Annotated in this window: 17 protein-coding genes and 2 tRNA genes; 9 read left to right on the top strand and 10 right to left on the bottom strand. The window is 66.0% G+C overall.

Annotated elements, in window-relative coordinates:
• Positions 1-149 precede the first annotated feature (149 nt).
• From CAL29_RS06860 to CAL29_RS06850, 3 genes are all read left to right on the top strand, one after another.
• Positions 150-833, top strand: a complete 684-nt coding sequence (locus CAL29_RS06860; protein ID WP_094852160.1) for a TetR/AcrR family transcriptional regulator — start codon at positions 150-152, stop codon at positions 831-833.
• Positions 834-1,022: 189 nt separating this feature from the next.
• Complete coding sequence (locus CAL29_RS06855; protein WP_094852159.1) at positions 1,023-3,212, top strand: DUF4344 domain-containing metallopeptidase; 2,190 nt, start codon at positions 1,023-1,025, stop codon at positions 3,210-3,212.
• Positions 3,193-3,567, top strand: coding sequence for a hypothetical protein (locus tag CAL29_RS06850; RefSeq protein WP_143277631.1), 375 nt, complete (start codon positions 3,193-3,195; stop codon positions 3,565-3,567). Before CAL29_RS06855 ends, CAL29_RS06850 begins: the two co-directional genes overlap by 20 nt.
• 72 nt (positions 3,568-3,639) lie before the next feature.
• Here the strand turns inward: CAL29_RS06850 and CAL29_RS06845 are convergent.
• Positions 3,640-3,727: transfer RNA gene (locus CAL29_RS06845), tRNA-Ser, on the bottom strand.
• A 236-nt stretch (positions 3,728-3,963) separates the two neighbouring features.
• Between CAL29_RS06845 and CAL29_RS06840 the strand changes: the two genes are divergently transcribed.
• The 4 genes from CAL29_RS06840 (at position 3,964) to CAL29_RS06825 (ending at position 6,668) form a co-directional block, all read left to right on the top strand.
• A tRNA-Leu gene (locus CAL29_RS06840) sits at positions 3,964-4,048 on the top strand.
• Between the two features lie 76 nt (positions 4,049-4,124).
• Positions 4,125-4,526, top strand: a complete 402-nt coding sequence (locus CAL29_RS06835; protein ID WP_143277630.1) for a hypothetical protein — start codon at positions 4,125-4,127, stop codon at positions 4,524-4,526.
• Positions 4,527-4,676: 150 nt separating this feature from the next.
• A complete protein-coding gene (gene gdhA / locus CAL29_RS06830) occupies positions 4,677-6,023 on the top strand; it encodes an NADP-specific glutamate dehydrogenase (RefSeq protein WP_094852156.1) in 1,347 nt (448 codons plus the stop codon).
• 45 nt (positions 6,024-6,068) lie between these two features.
• The gene (locus CAL29_RS06825) at positions 6,069-6,668 is read left to right on the top strand and encodes a PIN domain-containing protein (protein ID WP_094852767.1); all 600 of its coding nucleotides are present in this window, start codon (positions 6,069-6,071) and stop codon (positions 6,666-6,668) included.
• Between the two features lie 87 nt (positions 6,669-6,755).
• Here the strand turns inward: CAL29_RS06825 and CAL29_RS06820 are convergent, their stop codons facing one another.
• The 4 genes from CAL29_RS06820 to rpsO form a co-directional block, all read right to left on the bottom strand.
• The gene (locus CAL29_RS06820) at positions 6,756-7,973 is read right to left on the bottom strand and encodes a threonine ammonia-lyase (RefSeq protein ID WP_094852155.1); all 1,218 of its coding nucleotides are present in this window, start codon (positions 7,971-7,973) and stop codon (positions 6,756-6,758) included.
• A 41-nt stretch (positions 7,974-8,014) separates the two neighbouring features.
• On the bottom strand, positions 8,015-8,752 hold the full coding sequence (locus CAL29_RS06815; protein ID WP_373559719.1) for a hypothetical protein: 738 nt from the start codon (positions 8,750-8,752) through the stop codon (positions 8,015-8,017).
• A 259-nt stretch (positions 8,753-9,011) separates the two neighbouring features.
• Positions 9,012-11,174, bottom strand: coding sequence for a polyribonucleotide nucleotidyltransferase (gene pnp / locus CAL29_RS06810; RefSeq protein WP_094852154.1), 2,163 nt, complete (start codon positions 11,172-11,174; stop codon positions 9,012-9,014).
• A gap of 89 nt (positions 11,175-11,263) precedes the next feature.
• Positions 11,264-11,533 carry a 30S ribosomal protein S15 gene (gene rpsO, locus CAL29_RS06805; RefSeq protein ID WP_094852153.1) on the bottom strand — a complete coding sequence of 90 codons (270 nt, stop codon included), beginning with the start codon at positions 11,531-11,533 and terminating at the stop codon, positions 11,264-11,266.
• A 265-nt stretch (positions 11,534-11,798) separates the two neighbouring features.
• Between rpsO and CAL29_RS06800 the strand changes: the two genes are divergently transcribed.
• Positions 11,799-12,350, top strand: a complete 552-nt coding sequence (locus CAL29_RS06800) for a hypothetical protein (RefSeq protein ID WP_373559700.1) — start codon at positions 11,799-11,801, stop codon at positions 12,348-12,350.
• 23 nt (positions 12,351-12,373) lie between these two features.
• On the opposite strand, the gene pssA is transcribed toward CAL29_RS06800, so the two are convergent.
• From pssA to CAL29_RS06775, 5 genes are all read right to left on the bottom strand, one after another.
• Positions 12,374-13,156, bottom strand: coding sequence for a CDP-diacylglycerol--serine O-phosphatidyltransferase (pssA, locus tag CAL29_RS06795; protein ID WP_094852152.1), 783 nt, complete (start codon positions 13,154-13,156; stop codon positions 12,374-12,376).
• Between the two features lie 55 nt (positions 13,157-13,211).
• Positions 13,212-13,886, bottom strand: coding sequence for a phosphatidylserine decarboxylase (locus CAL29_RS06790; protein ID WP_094852151.1), 675 nt, complete (start codon positions 13,884-13,886; stop codon positions 13,212-13,214).
• A gap of 374 nt (positions 13,887-14,260) precedes the next feature.
• Positions 14,261-15,277 (bottom strand): ketol-acid reductoisomerase, encoded by a 1,017-nt coding sequence (gene ilvC / locus CAL29_RS06785; protein ID WP_094852150.1) that lies wholly within the window; start codon positions 15,275-15,277, stop codon positions 14,261-14,263.
• A 92-nt stretch (positions 15,278-15,369) separates the two neighbouring features.
• Positions 15,370-15,861 carry an acetolactate synthase small subunit gene (gene ilvN, locus CAL29_RS06780; protein WP_057655781.1) on the bottom strand — a complete coding sequence of 164 codons (492 nt, stop codon included), beginning with the start codon at positions 15,859-15,861 and terminating at the stop codon, positions 15,370-15,372.
• A gap of 9 nt (positions 15,862-15,870) precedes the next feature.
• Positions 15,871-17,580, bottom strand: coding sequence for an acetolactate synthase 3 catalytic subunit (locus CAL29_RS06775; RefSeq protein WP_094852149.1), 1,710 nt, complete (start codon positions 17,578-17,580; stop codon positions 15,871-15,873).
• Positions 17,581-18,119: 539 nt separating this feature from the next.
• On the opposite strand from CAL29_RS06775, the gene CAL29_RS06770 reads away from it, so the two are divergent.
• Complete coding sequence (locus tag CAL29_RS06770; protein WP_094852148.1) at positions 18,120-20,348, top strand: FUSC family protein; 2,229 nt, start codon at positions 18,120-18,122, stop codon at positions 20,346-20,348.
• Positions 20,349-20,351: the final 3 nt, after the last annotated feature.

Raw genomic sequence — 20,351 nt, 5'->3', positions numbered from 1 at the left:
CGGCCCTGCGATCGGCCTTAACTAACTAACCAGTAAGTACAATAAGGAGTACGATATGGAATCGGCGCCGGGCCTGTCAAGGACAGCGGCATCAGGGTTTACAGCAGGTTCGGCAAGCCCGGCATGTACACTCGCCATGAGAAACCGAGATGAACAAAGACAAAACCAAACCCGCCGCCACAGGCAATCCGGACAAGGAAGGCGCGCGGCGCACGCGCAATGCCGCGGCGACGCGCGAACGGATCCTGGCCGTCGCCAGCAAGGAGTTCGCCACCCGCGGCTACGACGGCGCGCGCATCGACGCCATCGTGGCCCGCTGCAAGATCAGCAAGAACCTGGTCTATCACTACTTCGCCAGCAAGGAAGCGCTTTTCATCGAGGTCATGGAGCGGGCCTACGGCGCGATGCGCGAGCGGCAGAACGAGCTGTCGCTGTCGGGCGAGGACCCGGTGGCGGACATGCGCGAACTGGTGGTGAAGACGGTCCAGCACTTCATCGACCAGCCGGACTTCATACAACTGCTTTCCACCGAGAACCTGCACAAGGCGGCGCATATCAGGAAGTCCAGGGTCATTCCCGACATGTTCAATCCGCTGCGCAACGCGCTGCACGACATCCTCGAACGCGGAAAGGAAAAAGGGGTATTCCGGCAGGACGCGGACTGGATAGACCTCTACGTCTCGATTTCCGGCCTCGGGTCTTATTCCCTCTCCAACCGCTATACCTTGTCGTATGTGCTGGACGTGGACCTGGGCGCCAAGGAGCGCGTCATGAACCGGGTGAAGCACGTGTCGGACATGATCACCAGCTATTTGTGCGACGTGAAGAAGTGAATCGGCTGGCGGCGGTTCGCGGCCACGGCCCGCTCTTCCCGGACCCGGCATGAAAGGCCGGCGGCAATTTCTCCCGGCAGCGGATAATATGCTGTTTTTTGCTGACAGGCCGCCCCGCGTATAAGAAAGCCTCTTGGGGGGCTGCAAGCGGCATGGCCGCGCGGCGCGGGGGGCCTTTTTCTATTCCAGATGTCGGTCGAGGGGCCGGGGAGAGTTTCGATGAATCGGAATGACGGGGATGCGGGCGCGGGACGAATCGCCTTCCGGATGTCGCGCGCCGGCGCGGTGTCGCTCGCATTGGGGCTTGCGGTCCTGTGCATGAATCCTGCCTCGGCGGCCACGCCCGATCCGCTCGGCCCCCTGCGGGGCGCGGAAAAAACCCAATTGCGCCAGGGATGGAGTTCGCGTGAACAGGGCCCCTGGTTCGTTCTCCAGAACGACGACGCGAAACAATCCGAACAAACGCTGGTCCTCGGGCGCGGCGCGGCGGGCGACGCCGGCCGCTACGTCTCCGCGCGCCTTGCCGTCGATTCCAAGCAGCCGTCGGCGTCCATCGGACTGCTCACCCGCAACACAAGCAGCGGCGATCTCTGTCTGATGGAGGTCACGGCCTCCGCCGACGTGAATCTCTTCTGTGTCGTGCGCGGGAAAAACGTCAAGATCGCCAGCCAGCCCAAGGCGGCAAAACTCGGCGGCGACGATTTTGCCCAGTTGATCGAAGCCGACGACGGCGCCACGTTTTTCTTGAACGGCAAGAAGGTCGGCACGGTGGAACCGGGCACGCTGGCGATCGACCAGGTCGGCATCATGGCCTACGACACCGGCATGTTCGGCGTTTCCGGTTTCAAGGCCATGACCTTGGCGGAGGCCAAGAAGGCGGCCGACAACGCGGATGCCGGCGATCCCCCCAAACCCGCCAGGAAGGCCGGCAACAAGGAGGCCGGCGACCCGCCCGGCGTGGTCCTCAACGCCATGGAGCAGCGCTACCAGGGAATCGGCCCCATTCCCCAGTTCGACGGCACCACCGTACGCCGCGTGGCGGCCTATCTCGGCATCGCGCAAAGCATCTTCACGCATGAATTCGGCCACGCCTTGATCGGCGAGCTGGATCTCCCCTCGACCGGGCCGGAGGAAGACGCCGTCGATATCTTCTCGGCGCTGCATCTGGTGGATCCGACCATCTACAAGACCGACGACAAGGACATCGAGACGATAGGCCGCGAGGTCGCCATCTATGGCGCGCTGCAATGGTATTACAGCGGCAAGCTGGGCGAAGCGAGCGGCCGCGGCGAAACCCCTTGGCAGGACGAGCACACGCCCGACCTGAAGCGGTATCGCAACTTTTTCTGCGTCATCTACGGCGGCAACCCCACGGTGTTCCAGAATCTCGCCGAAGGCACCGGCATGGACGAGCGCACGCTGAGCCGATGCGAGGGCGAATACACCAAGCAGAATCGGGCCTGGCGCACCATCCTCGCCCCCTACACACGGGTAGGCCCGTGGCACCCCGAAGGCACGCAACCGGCGAACGCGCCCGGCGCCAAGATCACCATGAAATTCGAGCCGTCCAAATACCGGCTCGGCCAATTCTTCAAGGATGCCTTTTCGGAAGGCATGATCAGCAACGCGGAAGAACTCTCGAAAACCTATGTGCTGCCGCGGCCGCTGACCGTGGTCTATCGCGATTGCGACGAGATCAACGCATGGTATAGCCACGACGACGCCAGCATCACCATGTGCTACAACCTGCTGGGCTCCATGATCGACATGGTTTCCGACATCGAGATGAAGACGGTCGACGGCTGGACCACGGCCGGCAGCGCCGCGCCCGCCAAGAACCCCGCCGCGGCGCCCGCGGCGAATGCGCCGGCGCCGTCGAACGCGTCGAACGCCCCGGTGTCCACCGGCAATTTCAATGAAGCCAAGGATTTCGGCACGCCGCCGACCCTCGTCCTGTTTCCGGCGCCCTACAAGGGTCCGACGCCGACCACGAATCCGCGCGCGCGCGTCGTGACCACCGCGCAGTTGGTCGATTTCCTGAAATCGGGCGACAAGGTCCTGCTGATCGACACCAGCCGGAGCGACCAGACCATCCCCGGCGCCATCCAGGAGCCGGAGACCGGACGCGACGGCAGCCTGACGGACACCATGCAGGAACGGCTCGTGGAATGGCTCTCCTCGAAGGCGCAGGGCGATGCGAAGCTGCCCATCGTTTTCTTCGGAACCGGGCTCAATGACCGCTCTTCCTACAATGCCGCGCTGCGTTCGGGGGAAGGCAAGCTCAACACGTTCTGGTATCGCGGCGGCCTCGAGGCATGGAACGCGGCGGGCCTGCCGCTTCGTCCCGTGCCGAAAGAAAATGCCCGAACGTCCAATTAAGAGAATCAGCATCATGCGTGGGCCTCATAACGCCTACCACGCTGATGCTTTCGGACTCGTATTCAAGCTGTCCTACACCTTCGAGAAAGAGGACAATCCACGGCTGGAGATTTTTCTCAACGACGATGAGGCCCAGGACAAGGAGTGGGATCTCTACGGAACCTTATTGGACGAGACCGATGACCGGTTCGCGGAGGTGCGATTCGGCGGCCTTGGCGAAGAGTGGGAATTCCGCATCCGCGCTTCGCGTTTTCGAATAACGTTCGAAAAACTCCATGGCGACAACTTCATTTTCCCGAATGGCGCCAAGGAGCCCATGCCCGTGTATGAATTCCTGGTGGAATCGATTCCTTGAATCCCGGGTCCGGGATGGCGAGGACGATGGGGCGTAGGGTGGCGTAAGCGCAGGCCCACTCAGGGGCTGAAGTGGCGGAAGGAGTGGGATTCGAACCCACGGACGGTTTCCCGTCGCCGGTTTTCAAGACCGGTGCAATCGACCACTCTGCCATCCTTCCCGCAACGCCCGGACAAGGCGGGGGCGTCTATCGTGCCGCGGTCCTTGCAGGGCGGCCATTGTATCGGATTTCACCGCCAGCCGCGCCGCGCGCGCCCTGGCCGCAAGGCGCAAACCGCGGCACGAACGCCCCCTGGCGGCCGCGCGGCGCGCCCCTCCGCACAGCAGGTACAATCCCGCTTCGCTCAAGCAGCGCCGCGCATGGCGTCCCCCATAGGGTGGCGCTTTTGCCTCACCGCCCGGATGGTGAAATTGGTAGACACAGGAGACTTAAAATCTCCCGCCGCAAGGCGTACCGGTTCGATTCCGGTTCCGGGCACCAATCCGGCACGCTCCCCGCGGACTCCACGGCGTCCCCGCGTTACTCACGTGCGGGCCTGGCCACGAGGAGGTATCGCATGCCGCGAATGAGGAATTACGTCAGCCGCTACGAGCTGGACAGCAAGCTTTCCGCGCACGAGGCGCGCATGGACGCGCGTATCGCGCATATGGACGCGACGGTCGACAGGATCGAAGACACCTGCGCGCGGATACAGCGCAACTACGAAGCCCTCGAAGCGAAATTCGACGTGAAGTTCTCGTCGCTGACCGTGACCATGATCGCCACGGGCATCGCGACGGCGCTCACGGTCATCTTCGGCGTCGCTTCGTTCAACGCCTCGCTGACCTCCAACATGCTGTCGGCGTTCCAGGCGGGCGGGTCGCTGGCGCGGCCCGCTGAATCCTGGCGCGCCGCGCCGCCGGCGGCTGAACAGGCGCCCCCGCCGGCACGCCCCGCGCCGGCCAAACCCGCCGGATAAACCCGGGCGCCAGGGGCAGGCATGCCCCCTCGCGCTTCCACACAACGCCCGGCGCCCCACCCCGCAAAAAGCGGGAGGGTATGACTTTTTGGCATAATTCCCGCCTGCCCGCATACCTAGACCTAGATAAAAGAGAGGAGAGCTCGCCCCATGAAATACCAATCCGTCGGTCAATTCCTTGAAGAAGTCGCGCACCGCAACCCCGGCCAGCCCGAATTCCTGCAAGCGGTCACCGAGGTCATGGAGAGTCTCTGGCCTTTCATCGAGAAGCATCCCAAGTACGCCGAGAGCGCGCTGCTCGAACGCCTGGTCGAGGCCGAGCGCATCATCCAGTTCCGCGTGAGCTGGACCGACGACAAGGGGCAGGTGCACATCAACCGCGGCTTCCGCGTCCAGCACAGCATGGCCATCGGCCCTTACAAGGGCGGCATGCGCTTCCACCCCTCGGTGAACCAGTCGGTGCTGAAATTCCTGGCCTTCGAGCAGACCTTCAAGAATGCGCTGACCACGCTGCCCATGGGCGGCGGCAAGGGCGGCTCGGATTTCGACCCCAAGGGCAAGAGCTCGGCGGAAGTGATGCGCTTCTGCCAGGCTTTCGTCACCGAGCTGTTCCGCCACGTGGGCCCGGACACCGACGTGCCCGCCGGCGACATGGGGGTGGGCGGCCGCGAAGTGGGCTACATGGCCGGCATGTACAAGAAGTTGTCCAACACCGCCGGCAGCGTCTTCACGGGCAAGGGCCTGTCGTTCGGCGGCTCGCTGATCCGCCCCGAGGCCACGGGCTACGGCGTCGTGTACTTCGCCCAGGAAATGCTGGCCACGCGCGGCCAGTCCTTCGCAGGCAAGACCGTCTCGGTCTCCGGTTCGGGCAACGTGGCGCAGTACGCGGTGGAGAAGGCCATGGAACTGGGCGCCAAGGTCGTGACGGTGTCCGACTCCTCGGGCACCGCCTACGATCCCGAAGGCTTCACCGCCGAGAAGCTGGCCATCCTGATGGACGTCAAGAACCACCACTACGGCCGCGTCAGCGACTATGCCGCCAAGGCGCCCGGCGTGCAGTTCCTGGCGGGCGAGCGCCCCTGGTCCATCAAGGTGGACGTGGCGCTGCCCTGCGCCACCCAGAACGAACTGCACGAGGACGACGCCCGGACCCTGATCGCCAACGGTGTGCTGTGCGTGGCCGAGGGCGCCAACATGCCGTCGACCAACGAGGCGGCCCGGGCCTTCGAGGCCGCCGGCGTGCTGTACGCGCCCGGCAAGGCCTCGAATGCCGGCGGCGTGGCCACCTCGGGCCTGGAAATGAGCCAGAATTCCATGCGCCTGTCCTGGACCCGTGACGAAGTGGACGCCCGCCTGCTGCTGATCATGCAGGGCATACACGCGGCCTGCGTCAAGCACGGCCGGCGCGAGGACGGCAGCGTCAGCTATATCGACGGCGCCAACGTGGCCGGCTTCGTGAAAGTCGCCGACGCCATGCTGGCGCAAGGCGTGATCTAAGGCGCCCCTTTGCCCTACACCCTCATCCCCATCGCCGGCCGCGCCATGCCGGCCGGCGGCCCGCCCCTGCTGGTGCTGGACGCCTGCGTGCTGATGTCCTCGGTGCTGCGTCCGCTGCTGCTGCGGCTGGCCGACCGGCGCGCCTACCGGCCGGTCTGGAGCGCCCGCATCGGCCAGGAATGGGTGCGCAACGCCGCGCGCATCTGGGAGGTCGAGGCCGCCCTGGTCGAACAGGACTGGCAGGCCATGCAAACGCGCTTCCCGGACGCCGACGCGGGCGAGTTCAGCGCCTACGAAGCGGGCTTGCGCTACAGCGATCCCAAGGACCGCCACGTGATCGCCGCCGGCCTGGCGTGGCGCGCGCGCTGCGGCGAGCAGGTCGCGCCCGCCACGGGCGTGCTGACGTGGAACCTGAAGGACTTCAACCGCTCTGAACTGCGGCGCCTGGGCATGGACGTCCATAGTCCCGACCGGCTGTTGTCCTTCTGGTGGGAACAGGATCCCGAACCGCTGCGCGCCGCCCTGGCGGAGACCATGGAGCAACTGGTCGCGGCGGGCCGCCAGCCCGAACCCCTGGCGGTGACGCTGAATCGCGAACGGCTGCATCGCCTGCGCAGCCTGATGACGGCCGCGCAGGCGGCCTGAGGGATGGCCTGACCCCGGGCTAACACGCGACCGGCCCCGCGGCCAACCCACAACCCACAACCCACAACCGCCGACCGGCAGCCCGCGTCAACGATCGTGATTGCTGGCCGTGAATCCCGCCGCGTTCAACCTGTCGATGACCTCGGCGATGTGCTCCGGCCCGCGCGTCTGCAACACGAAATCGACTTCCACGCTGCGCACCGGCAGGGCCGTGAAGGCGCGCTGGTGATGCACCTCGGTGATATTGGCCTGGGCCTCGGCGATCAGCGAGGTGGCCCGCGCCAGCGCGCCCGGCAGGTCGCCCATGTCGACCCGGATGCGGGCAAGCCGGCCCGCGCGCACCATGCCGCGCTCGATCAGCTCGCCCAGCATCAGCGGATCGATATTGCCGCCGGTCAGCACCAGGCCGATGCGCTTGTCCATGAAGCGCGTCTCCCCGTTCGCCTGCGCGTGCAGCAAGGCCGCCAGGCCCGCCGCGCCGGCGCCTTCGACCACGGTTTTCTCGATTTCCAGCAGCACCACGATCGCATGCTCGATATCGCTCTCGCTCACCAGCAGGATGTCGTCGACCAGACGCGCCACGATCTCGCTCGTGATCCGGCCCGGCGACTTGACGGCGATCCCTTCGGCGATGGTGTACGGCCCCTGGGGCAAGGTCTTGCCGGTCCGCGCCGCGTACATGGACGGAAACCGTTCCGTCTGCACGCCGATCACCTGCATCTCCGGCCGCAGGGCCTTGGCCGCCGTGGCGATGCCGCCGATCAGGCCGCCGCCGCCGATGGGCACGACCAGCATGTCCAGGTCCGGGCGAACCTCCAGCATCTCCAGGGCGATGGTGCCCTGCCCGGCGACGATGGCCGCGTCGTCGTAGGGGTGGATCATCACCAGGCCGCGGCTGGCCGCCAGCGTGTAGCCGTGGGCCTGTGCATCGTCGAAGGTGTCTCCCGCCAGCACCACCTCGGCGCCGTAGCGGCGGGTATTCGCCACTTTCACCGTGGGCGTGAAGCGCGGCATCACGATCACCGCCGGCACGCCCATGCGCTGCGCGTGATAGGCCACGCCCTGGGCATGGTTGCCCGCCGAGACGGCGATCACGCCAGCCGCGCGCTCGTCGCCGGTCAGCAGGCGCATGCGGTTGAAGGCGCCGCGTTCCTTGAAAGAGGCGGTGAATTGCAGGTTCTCGAACTTCAGCCAGATTTCCGCGCCCAGCATGTCGGACAGGGTGCGCGAGTGCGTGAACGGCGTGTTCAGCACCTGTCCCTGGAGATTCTGCCGGGCGGTCTGGATATCGGAGAGATCGATCACGATGGCATCCCGAGGAAGAAGGAAGGACCCGGCGGAACGGCTTATCTCACCGGCAGGAAATTGAAGAACAGCAGCCCCTGAGCATAATTGATCCCGATGCGGCGGCCGTTTTCGCCGAGCAGGTTGGCGATCAGGTCCAGGCGCCCGATGATGGCGCCGAACTCGCGCTCGAAGCTCAGGTTCACCGTCGCGCCGCTCATTTCATTGGCCAGCAGCAGGGGATTGCCGGCGCCGTCGCGCCGGCTGGCCAGCAGCCAGGCGGCCGCCTCGACGTTGCGCGCCGAGTTGTAGACCCGCTGGCCGTCCAGCACGTCGGCGACATAGAGCCGGGTCTTCCCATTGTGCGCCGCGATGATGGTGTCGGCCAGCCCGTAGATGAAGGCGGCCACCCGGTCCCCCTGGTAATTGGGATCCAGGGAGACGGCCAGCACCTGTATGTCGCGCAGGCCGCTGAGTCCCGCGGGCGGCATGCGGTTGTCGATCAGGTGATGCAGGCGCGCCATGGCGGCCGCCTGGTCGGCCATGCCGGACTTACGCCATTCGCGCGGATTGCGGCGGTAGAGTTTGTCGGCCAGGGCGTAAAGACTATTGAGGTTGTCGCGTATTTCCAGCGTGACCGTGCGATTGAAGTCGGTCTGGCCGAACTGGTCGGCGGACATGCCTTCGCCGTGCGGCCCGCGGCCGTCGCGCGACGGCGCCTGGGGACTCACGCAGCCGGCCAGCGGCAGGAGCAGCGCCAGCGAGAGCGCCGCGGCCGCCCTGGCTGTCCTGGACACCAGGGGCACCGCGCCCGTCACGCGCGGGCGCGGCCGGCCGGCGCTAGGCCCGCGCAACGTCCCGCCCACGCTCGATCATGCTTGCATCCGCCACCCGGCCCCCCTTGCCATCCCAATGCCGACAAAACTTTACCGCAAAAAAGCCGGCGGGCCGCGAACGCGCGCGCCGCGCCCGAAAAACAGAACGGCGCCCGAAGGCGCCGTTCTGTCAGGCATCCCGCCGCCCAGGGCCGCGGGATGCGTCCACGACTTCCCTGGCGGCTCAGCCCGCCGGGGTTTCCGTGGCGGCCGGCGTTTCCGCGGCCGCTTGGTTCTGCTGCTGCTCGATGCCGCCGATGGCCTTGATCGACAGGCGCAGACGGCCCTTGTCGTCGGCCTCGATGACCTTCACGCGCACCGCCTGGCCCACCTTCAACACGTCGTTGATGTTGGCGATGCGGTAGTTGGCGATCTCCGAGATGTGCAGCAGGCCGTCGCGGCCCGGCAGCACCTGCACGATGGCGCCGAAGTCCAGCAGGCGCAGCACCGAGCCGTCGTAGACCTGGCCCACTTCGACGTCGGCGGTCAGCTCGACGATGCGGCGCTGGGCTTCCTTGGCCTGGCCTTCGTCCACGCTGGCGATGACGATGGTGCCGTCGTCCGAGATGTCGATCTGCGTGCCGGTTTCCTCGGTCAGCGCGCGGATGGTGGCGCCGCCCTTGCCGATCACGTCGCGGATCTTCTCGGGGTTGATCTTGATGGTCAGCATGCGCGGCGCGAACGCCGACAGCTCGCCGCGCGACTCGCCCAGGGCTTCCTTCATCTTGCCCAGGATGTGCAGGCGGCCTTCGCGGGCCTGCGCCAGCGCGACCTGCATGATTTCCTTGGTGATGCCCTGGATCTTGATGTCCATCTGCAGGGCGGTGACGCCCTTCTCGGTGCCGGCGACCTTGAAGTCCATGTCGCCCAGGTGATCCTCGTCGCCCAGGATGTCGGTCAGCACGGCGAACTTGCCATTGTCCAGGATCAGGCCCATGGCCACGCCGGCCACGTGATCCTTCACCGGCACGCCGGCGTCCATCATGGCCAGCGAACCGCCGCACACCGACGCCATCGACGACGAGCCGTTGGACTCGGTGATTTCCGAGACGATGCGGATGGTGTACTGGAAGTCCTCGGGCTCGGGCAGCAGCGGCACCAGGGCGCGCTTGGCCAGGCGGCCGTGGCCGATTTCGCGGCGCTTGGGCACGCCGATGCGGCCGGTTTCGCCCGTGGCGAAGGGCGGCATGTTGTAGTGCAGCATGAAGCGGTCGCGGTACTCGCCCATCAACGCGTCGATGATCTGCTCGTCCTGCTTGGTGCCCAGGGTGGCGACCACCAGGGCCTGCGTTTCACCGCGGGTGAACAGGGCGCTGCCGTGGGCGCGCGGCAGCACGCCCAGGCGGACGCTGATCGGACGCACGGTGCGGGTGTCGCGGCCGTCGATGCGCGGTTCGCCGTTCAGGATCTGGCTGCGCACGATGCGCGATTCCATATCGAACAGGATGTTGTCCACGGTCACGCCGTCGGGCTCGGCGGCGCCGGTCTCCAGCGCTTGCGCGGCCAGGCGGGCGCGCACGTCGGCGTAGACTTCACGCAGCTTGGCGGTGCGGGCCTGCTTTTCGCGGATCTGGTAGGCGGCGGCCAGGCCTTCCTGGCCGGCGGCGGCGACGGCGGCCGTCAGGGCCTCGTCCTTGGGCGCGGGCGCCCAGTCCCAATCGGGCTTGCCGGCGTCACGCACCAGGTCATGGATGGCGTTGATGGCGGCCTGCAGTTGCTCGTGGCCATAGACCACGCCGCCCAGCATCACGTCTTCCGACAGTTGGTCGGCTTCCGATTCCACCATCAGCACGGCGGTTTCGGTGCCGGCCACGACCAGGTTCAGCTTCGAGGCCTTGGTCTGGCTGGCGGTCGGGTTCAGCACGTACTGGCCGTCGATGTAGCCGACGCGCGCGGCGCCGATCGGGCCGTTGAAGGGGATGCCGGAAATGGCCAGGGCGGCGGAAGCGCCGATCATGGCGGGGATGTCAGGATCGATCTCGGGGTTGACCGAGACGGTGTGGATCACCACCTGCACATCGTTGTAGAAACCTTCCGGGAACAGCGGGCGCAGCGGACGGTCGATGAGGCGCGAGGTTAGCGTCTCTTTTTCCGAGGGCTTGCCTTCGCGCTTGAAGAAACCGCCGGGAATGCGGCCGGCAGCGTAGGTCTTCTCGATGTAGTCGACGGTCAGCGGGAAGAAATCCTGGCCGGCCTTGGCTTTCTTGGCGGCGACGACCGTGGCGAGCACCACGGTGTCTTCAACCGACACGACGACGGCGCCGGAAGCCTGGCGGGCGATTTCGCCGGTTTCCAGGACGACCGTGTGTTGGCCGTACTGGAACGTTTTTGTCACTTTATTGAACATGACGGTTATTCCTTACAAATGAAAAACCGTGGCCGTTGCGACAAGGTCGCACCGACCACGGTTGCGTCATGGGGAACCGACCCCGTCGATCACTTGCGCAGACCGAGTTTTTCGATCAGAGCGCGATAAGCATCGGGGTTGCGGCCCTTGAGGTAGTCGAGCAGCTTGCGACGACGGCTGACCATGCGCAGCAGACCGCGGCGCGAATGGTGGTCCTTCATGTGTTCCTTGAAGTGACCGGTCAGCTCGTTGATACGGGCGGTGAGCAGAGCCACCTGGACTTCGGGGGAGCCGGTATCGCCCTGAGCGCGCTGGAATTGCGCAACGATATCGGACTTCTTGATGTCAGCGACGGACATGTAATGACCTCTTCGAACATGCGTCAGGGCCGAGGCGCCCGGACGTGGGTTAAAAATAATTCGTACTACGAGCCAGGCATCGGGATTCCGATGCGTCTTGCAGATAGATACTGTATGCCTTGGAATACACGCTTCCCGGACTTCGACGCCGGAAAGACGTGGGATTATAGCCGAAAGCCGGGATTTGTCCCGCATCCGGCGATGTATTTCCCCGCAGGCCCTGCCCTGCGGTCCCAGGAGCCCCGCGATGCCCGAGCGATCGCCCATGCCGTCCCCGATTGAATCGCCGCCCTCCCGCCGCCGGACCGCGGCCTGGCGGCTCCTGCCGCTGGTCCTCGCGGCGGCCCTGGCGGGCTGTGCCGACATGGCGGCCAAGGTGCCCGCCGGCGCGCCGCTGGACCAGGTCGAGGCCAGCTACGGCCGGCCCAACTTCACCTGCACCCGGCCGGACGGCCGCCAGCGCGTGATCTGGACGCAACAGCCGATGGGCCAATATGCATGGGGCGCCAACGTCGGCCCGGACGGCCACATCGACCGCGTCGAGCGCCTGCTGACCGACGCGCATTTCAAGCTGCTGGACGAAGGCGACTGGCCGGCCGAGCGGGTGCGCTGCGAATTCGGGCCGCCGGCCCTGATCGACGAAGTCGGCCTGCCCAGCGTGCGCCAGGTGGTGTGGTCCTACCGCTACCGTGAAAACGATAGCTGGAATTCGCTGATGTACGTGTACATGGGCCGCAACGGCGACCGCGTCACCCGGCACCATCCGGGACCGGACCCCATGTACGACGAGGACCGCCGCCTGTTCTGGTGGCCATAGGCCGGGCGGCCAGGGCCCCGGGATCAGGCCTGCGGGCCGCCGTTGCGCAGGCGGCTGCGCTGCAGGCGGCGGGCGCGGCTCCAGCGCCAGGCGAACAGGAACCAGCCGGATACGCCGTAGATGACGAACAGGCCGAACAGCACGACCGGGGGATCGCTGGAGACGAAGACGAAGGCGGCCACGACCACCAGGATCACCCAGAACGGCACGCTGCGGCCCAGGGCGAAGCTCTTGCCGCTGTAGAACGGCACGTTGGTGACCATGGCGATGCCGGCATACATGGTGACGACGAAGGCCGTCCACGCCATGAAGGCGTCATGGATGGGCAGTTTGTTGTCGACCGCCAGCCAGACGAAGCCGGCCACCAGCGCCGCCGCCGAGGGACTGGGCAGCCCCTGGAAGAAACGCTTGTCGACCACGCCGATGTTGGCGTTGAAGCGCGCCAGCCGCAGCGCCGCCCCGGCCACGTAGACGAAGGCGGCCAGCCACCCCCAGCGCCCCAGCTCGTTGAGCATCCATTCGTACATGACCAGCGCCGGCGCCACGCCGAAGGAGGTCATGTCGGACAGCGAATCGTACTGTTCGCCGAAGGCCGATTGGGTATTGGTCAGCCGCGCGACGCGGCCGTCCATGCCGTCCAGGACCATGGCCGCGAAAATCGCGATGGCGGCGGCCTCGAACTGGTTATTCATGGCCTGCACCACGGCGTAGAAACCGGCGAACAGGGCAGCCGTGGTGAACGCGTTGGGCAGCAGGTAAATGCTGCGGTGGCGGTTCTCGGCGTCGCGCATCGAAAGTTTGGGCATGGCAGGCGTCTGGTATGGCAGTGATAACGGCGATGGCGTCGGGCCCCGGGGCGCCTCAGCCCGCGGACGGCTCCGTGACCGCGGCCGGCAGGTCGGCCAGCACCGAACTGGTGGCGCTGACCTTGTCGCCCAGGGCCACGCGCGGACGCGCGGACGGCGGCAGGTAAACGTCGACCCGCGAACCGAAACGGATGAAACCGTAGCGCTGGCCGCGCGTGAGCTTGTCGGCCTTGCGCGCATAACAGAGGATGCGCTTGGCCACCAGGCCGGCCACCTGCACGGCGGTCACCACGTGGCCGGCGGGCGTGCGCAGCACCATGGCGTTGCGCTCGTTCTCCAGCGAGGCCTTGGCCAGCGCGGCGTTGACGAACTTGCCGGGGAAATATTGCACGTCCAGCACCTCGCCGTCGACCGGCGCGCGGTTGGAGTGCACGTTGAAGACGTTCATGAACACGCTGATCTTCAGCGCGTCGCGCTCGGCATAGGGATCGCGCACGGTTTCCACCGCGACGATGCGGCCGTCGGCGGGAGACAGCACGGCGCTGGCCGAATCCGGCGCCAGGCGCGGCGGATCGCGGAAAAACTGCAGCACGAACAGGGCCAGGATCCAGAAGATCACCGAGACGGCGGGCGACCAGAAGGTCACCAGCACGGCGATCACCACGGCGCCGGCGAGGAAAGGCCAGCCCTCGCGGGCAATGATGGGATGGGGATAAGGGGGTTTATTCATCGTAGGCGAAGGTTAACCGATATGGCCCCGTTTGTGCCCCAAGGGCTTTGGCAAGACGAGACGGAAAGAGCCCTGTTGCGCCGGGCGGCGGCAACGCCGCATGGCTCGACCGAGGACGGCTGTACGGCAAAAAAGCCCACGCCGCGCAGAGGCGTTTTTGCCTCGAGGCGGGCCCAACGGCAAAAAAGGCCCCCACGCCGCGCGGCTATCGCCGCTTGCTGCCCCCCAAAGGGGTTTTTTTCCTTGGGGGGCGGCCCGGCGGCAAAAAAACGGCATGCCTGAGCATGCCGCCTGTTGCAAATTCTGTACCCGGACCGCGCGCGAGGCGCGGTCCGGGTGGCGGGGAAAGGATTGTACCCTCCCCCCGCTGTCCATCAGTTCTTGGACTTGTCCACCAGCTTGTTGGCGGCGATCCAGGGCATCATGGCGCGCAGCTTGGCGCCGACCACTTCGATCTGCGATTCCGCGTTGATGCGGCGGCGCGAGGTCAGGGTCGGGGCGCCGGCCGTGTTTTCCAGGATGAAGCGCTTGGCGTATTCGCCGGTCTGGATGTCGGTCAGGGCCTGGCGCATGGCCTTGCGGGTGTCTTCCGTGACGATCTTGGGACCCGTCTCGTATTCGCCGAATTCGGCGTTGTTCGAGATCGAGTAGTTCATGTTGGCGATGCCGCCTTCATAGATCAGGTCGACGATCAGCTTGAGCTCGTGCAGGCACTCGAAATAAGCCATTTCGGGCGCGTAGCCGGCTTCCACCAGCGTGTCGAAACCGGCCTTGATCAGTTCGACGGTGCCGCCGCACAGCACGGCCTGTTCGCCGAACAGGTCGGTTTCGGTTTCTTCGCGGAAGTTGGTCTCGATGATGCCGGCACGGCCGCCGCCGTTGGCGCTGGCGTACGACAGGGCCACGTCGCGGGCGGCGCCGGACTTGTCCTGGTACACGGCCACCAGGTGGGGCACGCCGCCGCCCTGGGCGTAGGTCGAGCGCACGGTGTGGCCGGGGGCCTTGGGGGCGATCATGATGACGTCGATGTCGTCGCGCGGCACGACCTGGCCGTAGTGCACGTTGAAGCCGTGGGCGAAGGCCAGCGCGGCGCCCGCCTTGATGTTGGCGTGCACGTCGTCGCGGTAGACCTTGGCGATGTTCTCGTCGGGCAGCAGCATCATGACGACGTCCGCGCCCTTGACGGCTTCGGCCACTTCCTGGACCTTCAGGCCGGCGTTGGCGGCCTTGTTCCACGAGGCGCCGCCCTTGCGCAGGCCGACCACGACGTTCACGCCGGAGTCATGCAGGTTCTGGGCGTGGGCGTGGCCTTGGGAGCCGTAGCCGATGATGGCGACCGTACGGCCCTTGATGAGGGAGAGATCGCAATCCTTGTCGTAGAAAACTTTCATGGGGTGCTCCGATATTTATCTATTGAAATCTGGTTCAAATCAAAAAGGTCAGAGGAGGCTGGCCGCAACGGCGGGGCGGCGCCTCCGCCGTGCTACAGCTTCAGTACCCGCTCACCGCGTCCGATGCCAGAAACCCCGGTACGGACGGTTTCGAGAATCGCGCTGCGATCCAGCGCCTCGATGAAGGCCGAGATCTTTTCCTGCACACCGGTCAGTTCGATGGTGTAGGACTTGTCGGTGACGTCGATGATGCGGCCGCGGAAAATGTCGGCCATGCGCTTCATTTCCTCGCGTTCCTTGCCGACCGCGCGCACCTTCACGAGCATGAGCTCGCGTTCGATGTGCGCCCCTTCGGTCAGGTCCACCACCTTGACCACGTCGACCAGGCGGTTCAGGTGCTTGGTGATCTGTTCGATCACTTCGTCCGACCCCGTGGTGACGATGGTCATGCGAGACAGCGTGTCGTCCTCGGTGGGCGCCACGGTCAAGGTTTCGATGTTGTAGCCGCGGGCCGAGAACAGGCCGACCACGCGGGACAAGGCGCCGGGCTCGTTCTCGAGCAGGATGGAGATAACGTGTTTCATGGCGCCCTCTTACAGATCTTCCGAGCCGAGCAGCATCTCGGTCAGGCCGCGGCCGGCCTTGACCATGGGCCACACGTTCTCGGTCCGGTCGGTGATGAAATCCAGGAAGACCAGCCGCTTCTTGTGCTTGTTGAAGGCTTCGCGCAGCGCCGGTTCGACGTCGGCCGGGCGCTCGATGCGCAGCCCGACGTGGCCATAGGCCTCCGCCACCTTGACGAAGTCGGGCAGCGAATCCATGTACGACTCGGAATAGCGCGAGCCGTAGTCGATCTGCTGCCACTGCCGCACCATGCCCAGGAACCGGTTGTTCAGGCACACGATCTTGGGCGTCAGGTGGTATTGCTGGCAGGTCGACAGCTCCTGGATGTTCATCTGGATGGACGCCTCGCCGGTGATCACCGCGACGTCCTGCCCCGGGTTGGCCATCTGCACGCCCATGGCGTAGGGCAACCCCACGCCCATGGTGCCCAGGCCGCCGGAATTGATCCAGCGGCGCGGCGCGCCGAAACGGTAGTACTGGGCCGCCCACATCTGGTGCTGGCCCACGTCGGAGGTGACGAAGGCGTTGCCGCCGGTCACTTCCCACAATTTCTCGACCACGAACTGCGGCTTGATGACCTCGTCCGAGCCGGCGTATTTCAGGCATTCCTTGCCGCGCCAGGCGTCGACCTGCTGCCACCACTTGGCCAGCGACGGCGGCTTGGCCTCGGCCGCGCGGAACTGCGCCAGCATGTCCACCAGCACGTCCTTGACGTTGCCGACGATGGGCACGTCCACCCGCACCCGCTTCGAGATCGACGAGGGATCGATATCGATGTGGATGATCTTGCGCGGGTTCTGCGCGAAATGCTTGGGGTTGCCGATGACGCGGTCGTCGAAGCGCGCGCCGATGGCCAGCAGCACGTCGCAGTGCTGCATCGCCATGTTGGCTTCGTAGGTGCCGTGCATGCCGGGCATGCCGACGAAGCTGGGGTGGCTGGCCGGCAGGCCGCCCAGGCCCATCAGGGTATTGGTGCAGGGCGCGCCCAGCAGGTCGACCAGTTGGGTCAGTTCCTGCGACGCGTCCGACAGGATGACGCCGCCGCCGGTGTAGACCATGGGACGCTCGGCCGACAGCAGCATCTGCACGGCCTTCTTGATCTGGCCCTGGTGGCCCTTGGTCACCGGCGCGTAGGAGCGCATGGCGATATCGCCCTTGGGCGGCGTGTACTTGCACGGCGCCAGGGTGATGTCCTTGGGAATGTCGACCAGCACGGGGCCGGGACGGCCGGTGCGCGCGATATAGAAGGCGCGGCGCAGCGTATCGGCCAGGTCCTTGACGTCGCGCACCAGGAAGTTGTGCTTCACGCAGGGACGCGTGATGCCCACGGTATCGCATTCCTGGAAGGCGTCCTCGCCGATGGCGGCAGTCGGCACCTGGCCGCTGATGATCACCATCGGGATGGAATCCATGTAGGCCGTGGCGATGCCGGTGACCGCGTTGGTCACGCCGGGGCCGCTGGTGACGATACAGACACCCGTCTTGTTCGACGAACGCGAATAGGCATCGGCCGCATGCACGGCAGCCTGTTCGTGGCGAACGAGGATGTGCTGGAACTTGTCCTGCTTGAAGATTGCGTCGTAAATATAGAGCACCGCGCCGCCCGGATAGCCAAAGACGTGTTCCACGCCCTCGTCCGCGAGGCAGCGCACGACGATGTCGGCGCCATTGAGTTCCATATTGTGTTCCTTTCCCTGTTTCCGGCCCTACGTCCTGGAATGCCGCTCGCCCGGATACGGCGACGGCGGAACCCGATACCGGCCGCGGCAACACGATCGGCGCTTTGCGGTTCACGGAACCGCGCCACCCGAACGCCCTGCCGATCCGGCACGCGTTCATCTAAAACGCAGTGCATGCGCCCACATGGACGCCGGAGATCGAAATGGAAGCCTTGGCTACACGCTTTTGGCGCGGCCAATGGCAGGGTACTGCTGGCGCTTGCTGCCGGTCGGTGGACCGGCGGTCTTGCTGACCATCCGACACCGGCCGGAGATGACGTACCGGTGCGAGCCAGCGACTTTACCGTGTTTGCATGGCCCCTGGCAAATCAATCGGGCGCCGACGGGGCCCGTGGACGCAAAAATCCGGCCGTAGCCGTAAAAATGCCACACAATCCGGCCGCCCCGGGGCCCCGCCGATTGCGGGGACGCACCCGCCCCATGCTGCGCCGCACTCTCTATATACTTGTCGCACCCTCAAGCCCGGACCCGCCCGCCCTATGGATTTGCGCCTCACCAGCCTCCGCAAATTTCTCTACAGCCACTATTTTTTCGGCGGGGTGCGGCAGGCCACGGGGATGCTGTTGCCGGTCCTGATCCTCGGCGTGCTGTTCGGCCAGTACACGCTGGGCCTGGTCGCCACCTTCGGCGCGCAATGCGTTTCCATCATCGACCAGCCCGGCGGCCCGCAGCGCCACCGCACCAACGAGATGCTGGGCGGGGCCCTGGTGGCGACCGTCACGGTGATCATCACCGGCTTCGCCTCGACCAGCACCCCCATCCTGTGGGCGGTGGTCACGCTGCAGTGCTTCGCCTATTGCATGCTGACGGTGTTCGGCAAGCGCGGCGGCCTGATCGGCTTCGGCGGCCTGCTGGTGATGGCCCTGACCATGCACTCGCCCCTGCAGCCGAACGAGGTGCTGCTGCACGCGGCCGGCACCCTGGGCGGCGCCCTCTTCTACCTGGCCTTCAGCCTGACGTTCAGCCGCGTCTTCTGGCTGCGCGAGGAACAGCAGGCCATGTCGGTGGCCCTGTTCGCCACCGCCGACTACATGGAGGCGCGCGCCGCCTTCTACGACGAGGCCGAGGACCTGGACACCTGCTACAGCACCGTGATCCAGCGCCAGTCCGCCATGACGGAAAAGCACCAGGCCGCGCGTGACATGGTCCTGCGCCAGTTGCCCCGCGGGCGCGGCGCGGGCGACAGCCGCCGCGTGATGGTGTGGAATATGTTCGTCGACATGCTGCAACTGGTGGACGCGCTGTTCGCCACGCACACCGACTACGCGGTGCTGCGGCGCACGCTCGCCGGCAACGACATCCTGCTGTTCATGCACGACTCGCTGATCAAGATGTCGCTGGAGATGAACCGCGTCGCCCTGGCGCTGTCCAGCAACGACAAGGTCCGCCGCCGCACCAGCATCAAGGCGGAACTGCGGGCCATGGAGTACGAGATCGACCTGCTCAAGCAGCAGGGCCTGGCCGAGCGCGACCCCGAAACCCTGGCCGTCCTGGTGCAGATCCAGCGCCGCCTGCGCAATGCCAGCCGCATCGTCGACCGCCTGGCCGACCACACCCAGGCCAGCCCCGACGCCAAGCCGACCAGCGCGCTGCGCATCGACAAATCGCTGACGCGCTTCATGTCGCGCCAGGAGTTCCGCCTGGGCATGCTCACCAGCAACCTGCGCCTGGATTCGCCCAACTTCCGTTATGCGCTGCGCGTCACGCTGGCCGCCTCGCTGGCGATGATCCTGACCGAGCTATGGGTGACGGAGGCGTTCTCGGCGCACAACTACTGGATCATCCTGACCATCGTCATCGTCATGAAGCCCGGCTTCGCGCTGACCCGCCAGCGCAACGGCTGGCGCCTGATGGGCACCCTGATCGGCTGCCTGCTGGCGGCCGTGCTGCTGCACCTCACGGACAAGCCCGCCATCCTGTTCGGGGCGCTGCTGGCCGCCTGCATCATGGGCAACAGCCTGGTGCTGCTCAATTACATGGGCAGCGCGGTGTTCAACACCCTGTTCGTGGTCCTGGTCTTTCACTTCGTCTCGCCGGGGACCGTGTCGATGGCGGTGATCGGCGAACGCGCCCTGGACACGCTGATCGGCTGCGCCGTGGCCACGCTTTGCAGCTATGCCTTCCCATGGTGGGAGTCGCGCTACATGGCGCCGTTGGCGCGCGCGGCGATCAACGCCAACCGCGACTACCTGACCGCCGGCCTGCGCTATGCGGAAGTCCTGCGGCACAAGCAGATGACCAAGGCCGCCCAGGCCGACGTCACCGCCGCGCTGGTGCAAGGGCCGCAACCCGAAGTGCCGCCCCAGCCGGAGGAAGAAGAAGCCGACCTGAACTGGCGCCTGGCCCGCAAGAACGTGCACATTTCCTTCAGCAATTTCGCCGAAGCGTTCTACCGCATGATCAGCGAGCCGCGCTCGCGCCAGCAGTTCGTGCCGGAACTGAACAACCTGCTGATACAGAACCACATCCTGGCGTCGCAGACCACCGCGGCAGTGCCCACGCTGTCCACCCTGGCCGAGGAACCGCCGCCATCGGTCCAGGAAACGCTGCAGGACATCGTGATCATGCTCGACCCCGCGCGGCCGCCGGTGCCCCCGCTGCCGGAGCAACTGGACATACAGGGAGACCTGGCCGCCCTGGCGTATCCGCTGAAGCTGATGGTCAAGGCGGGGCAGATGATCCGGCAGGAAAGCGGGGCGCTGGGCTGAGGC

Source organism: Bordetella genomosp. 10 (assembly GCF_002261225.1).
Classification (GTDB): domain Bacteria; phylum Pseudomonadota; class Gammaproteobacteria; order Burkholderiales; family Burkholderiaceae_B; genus Bordetella_C.
This window is presented reverse-complemented; position numbering and strand designations above follow the sequence as displayed.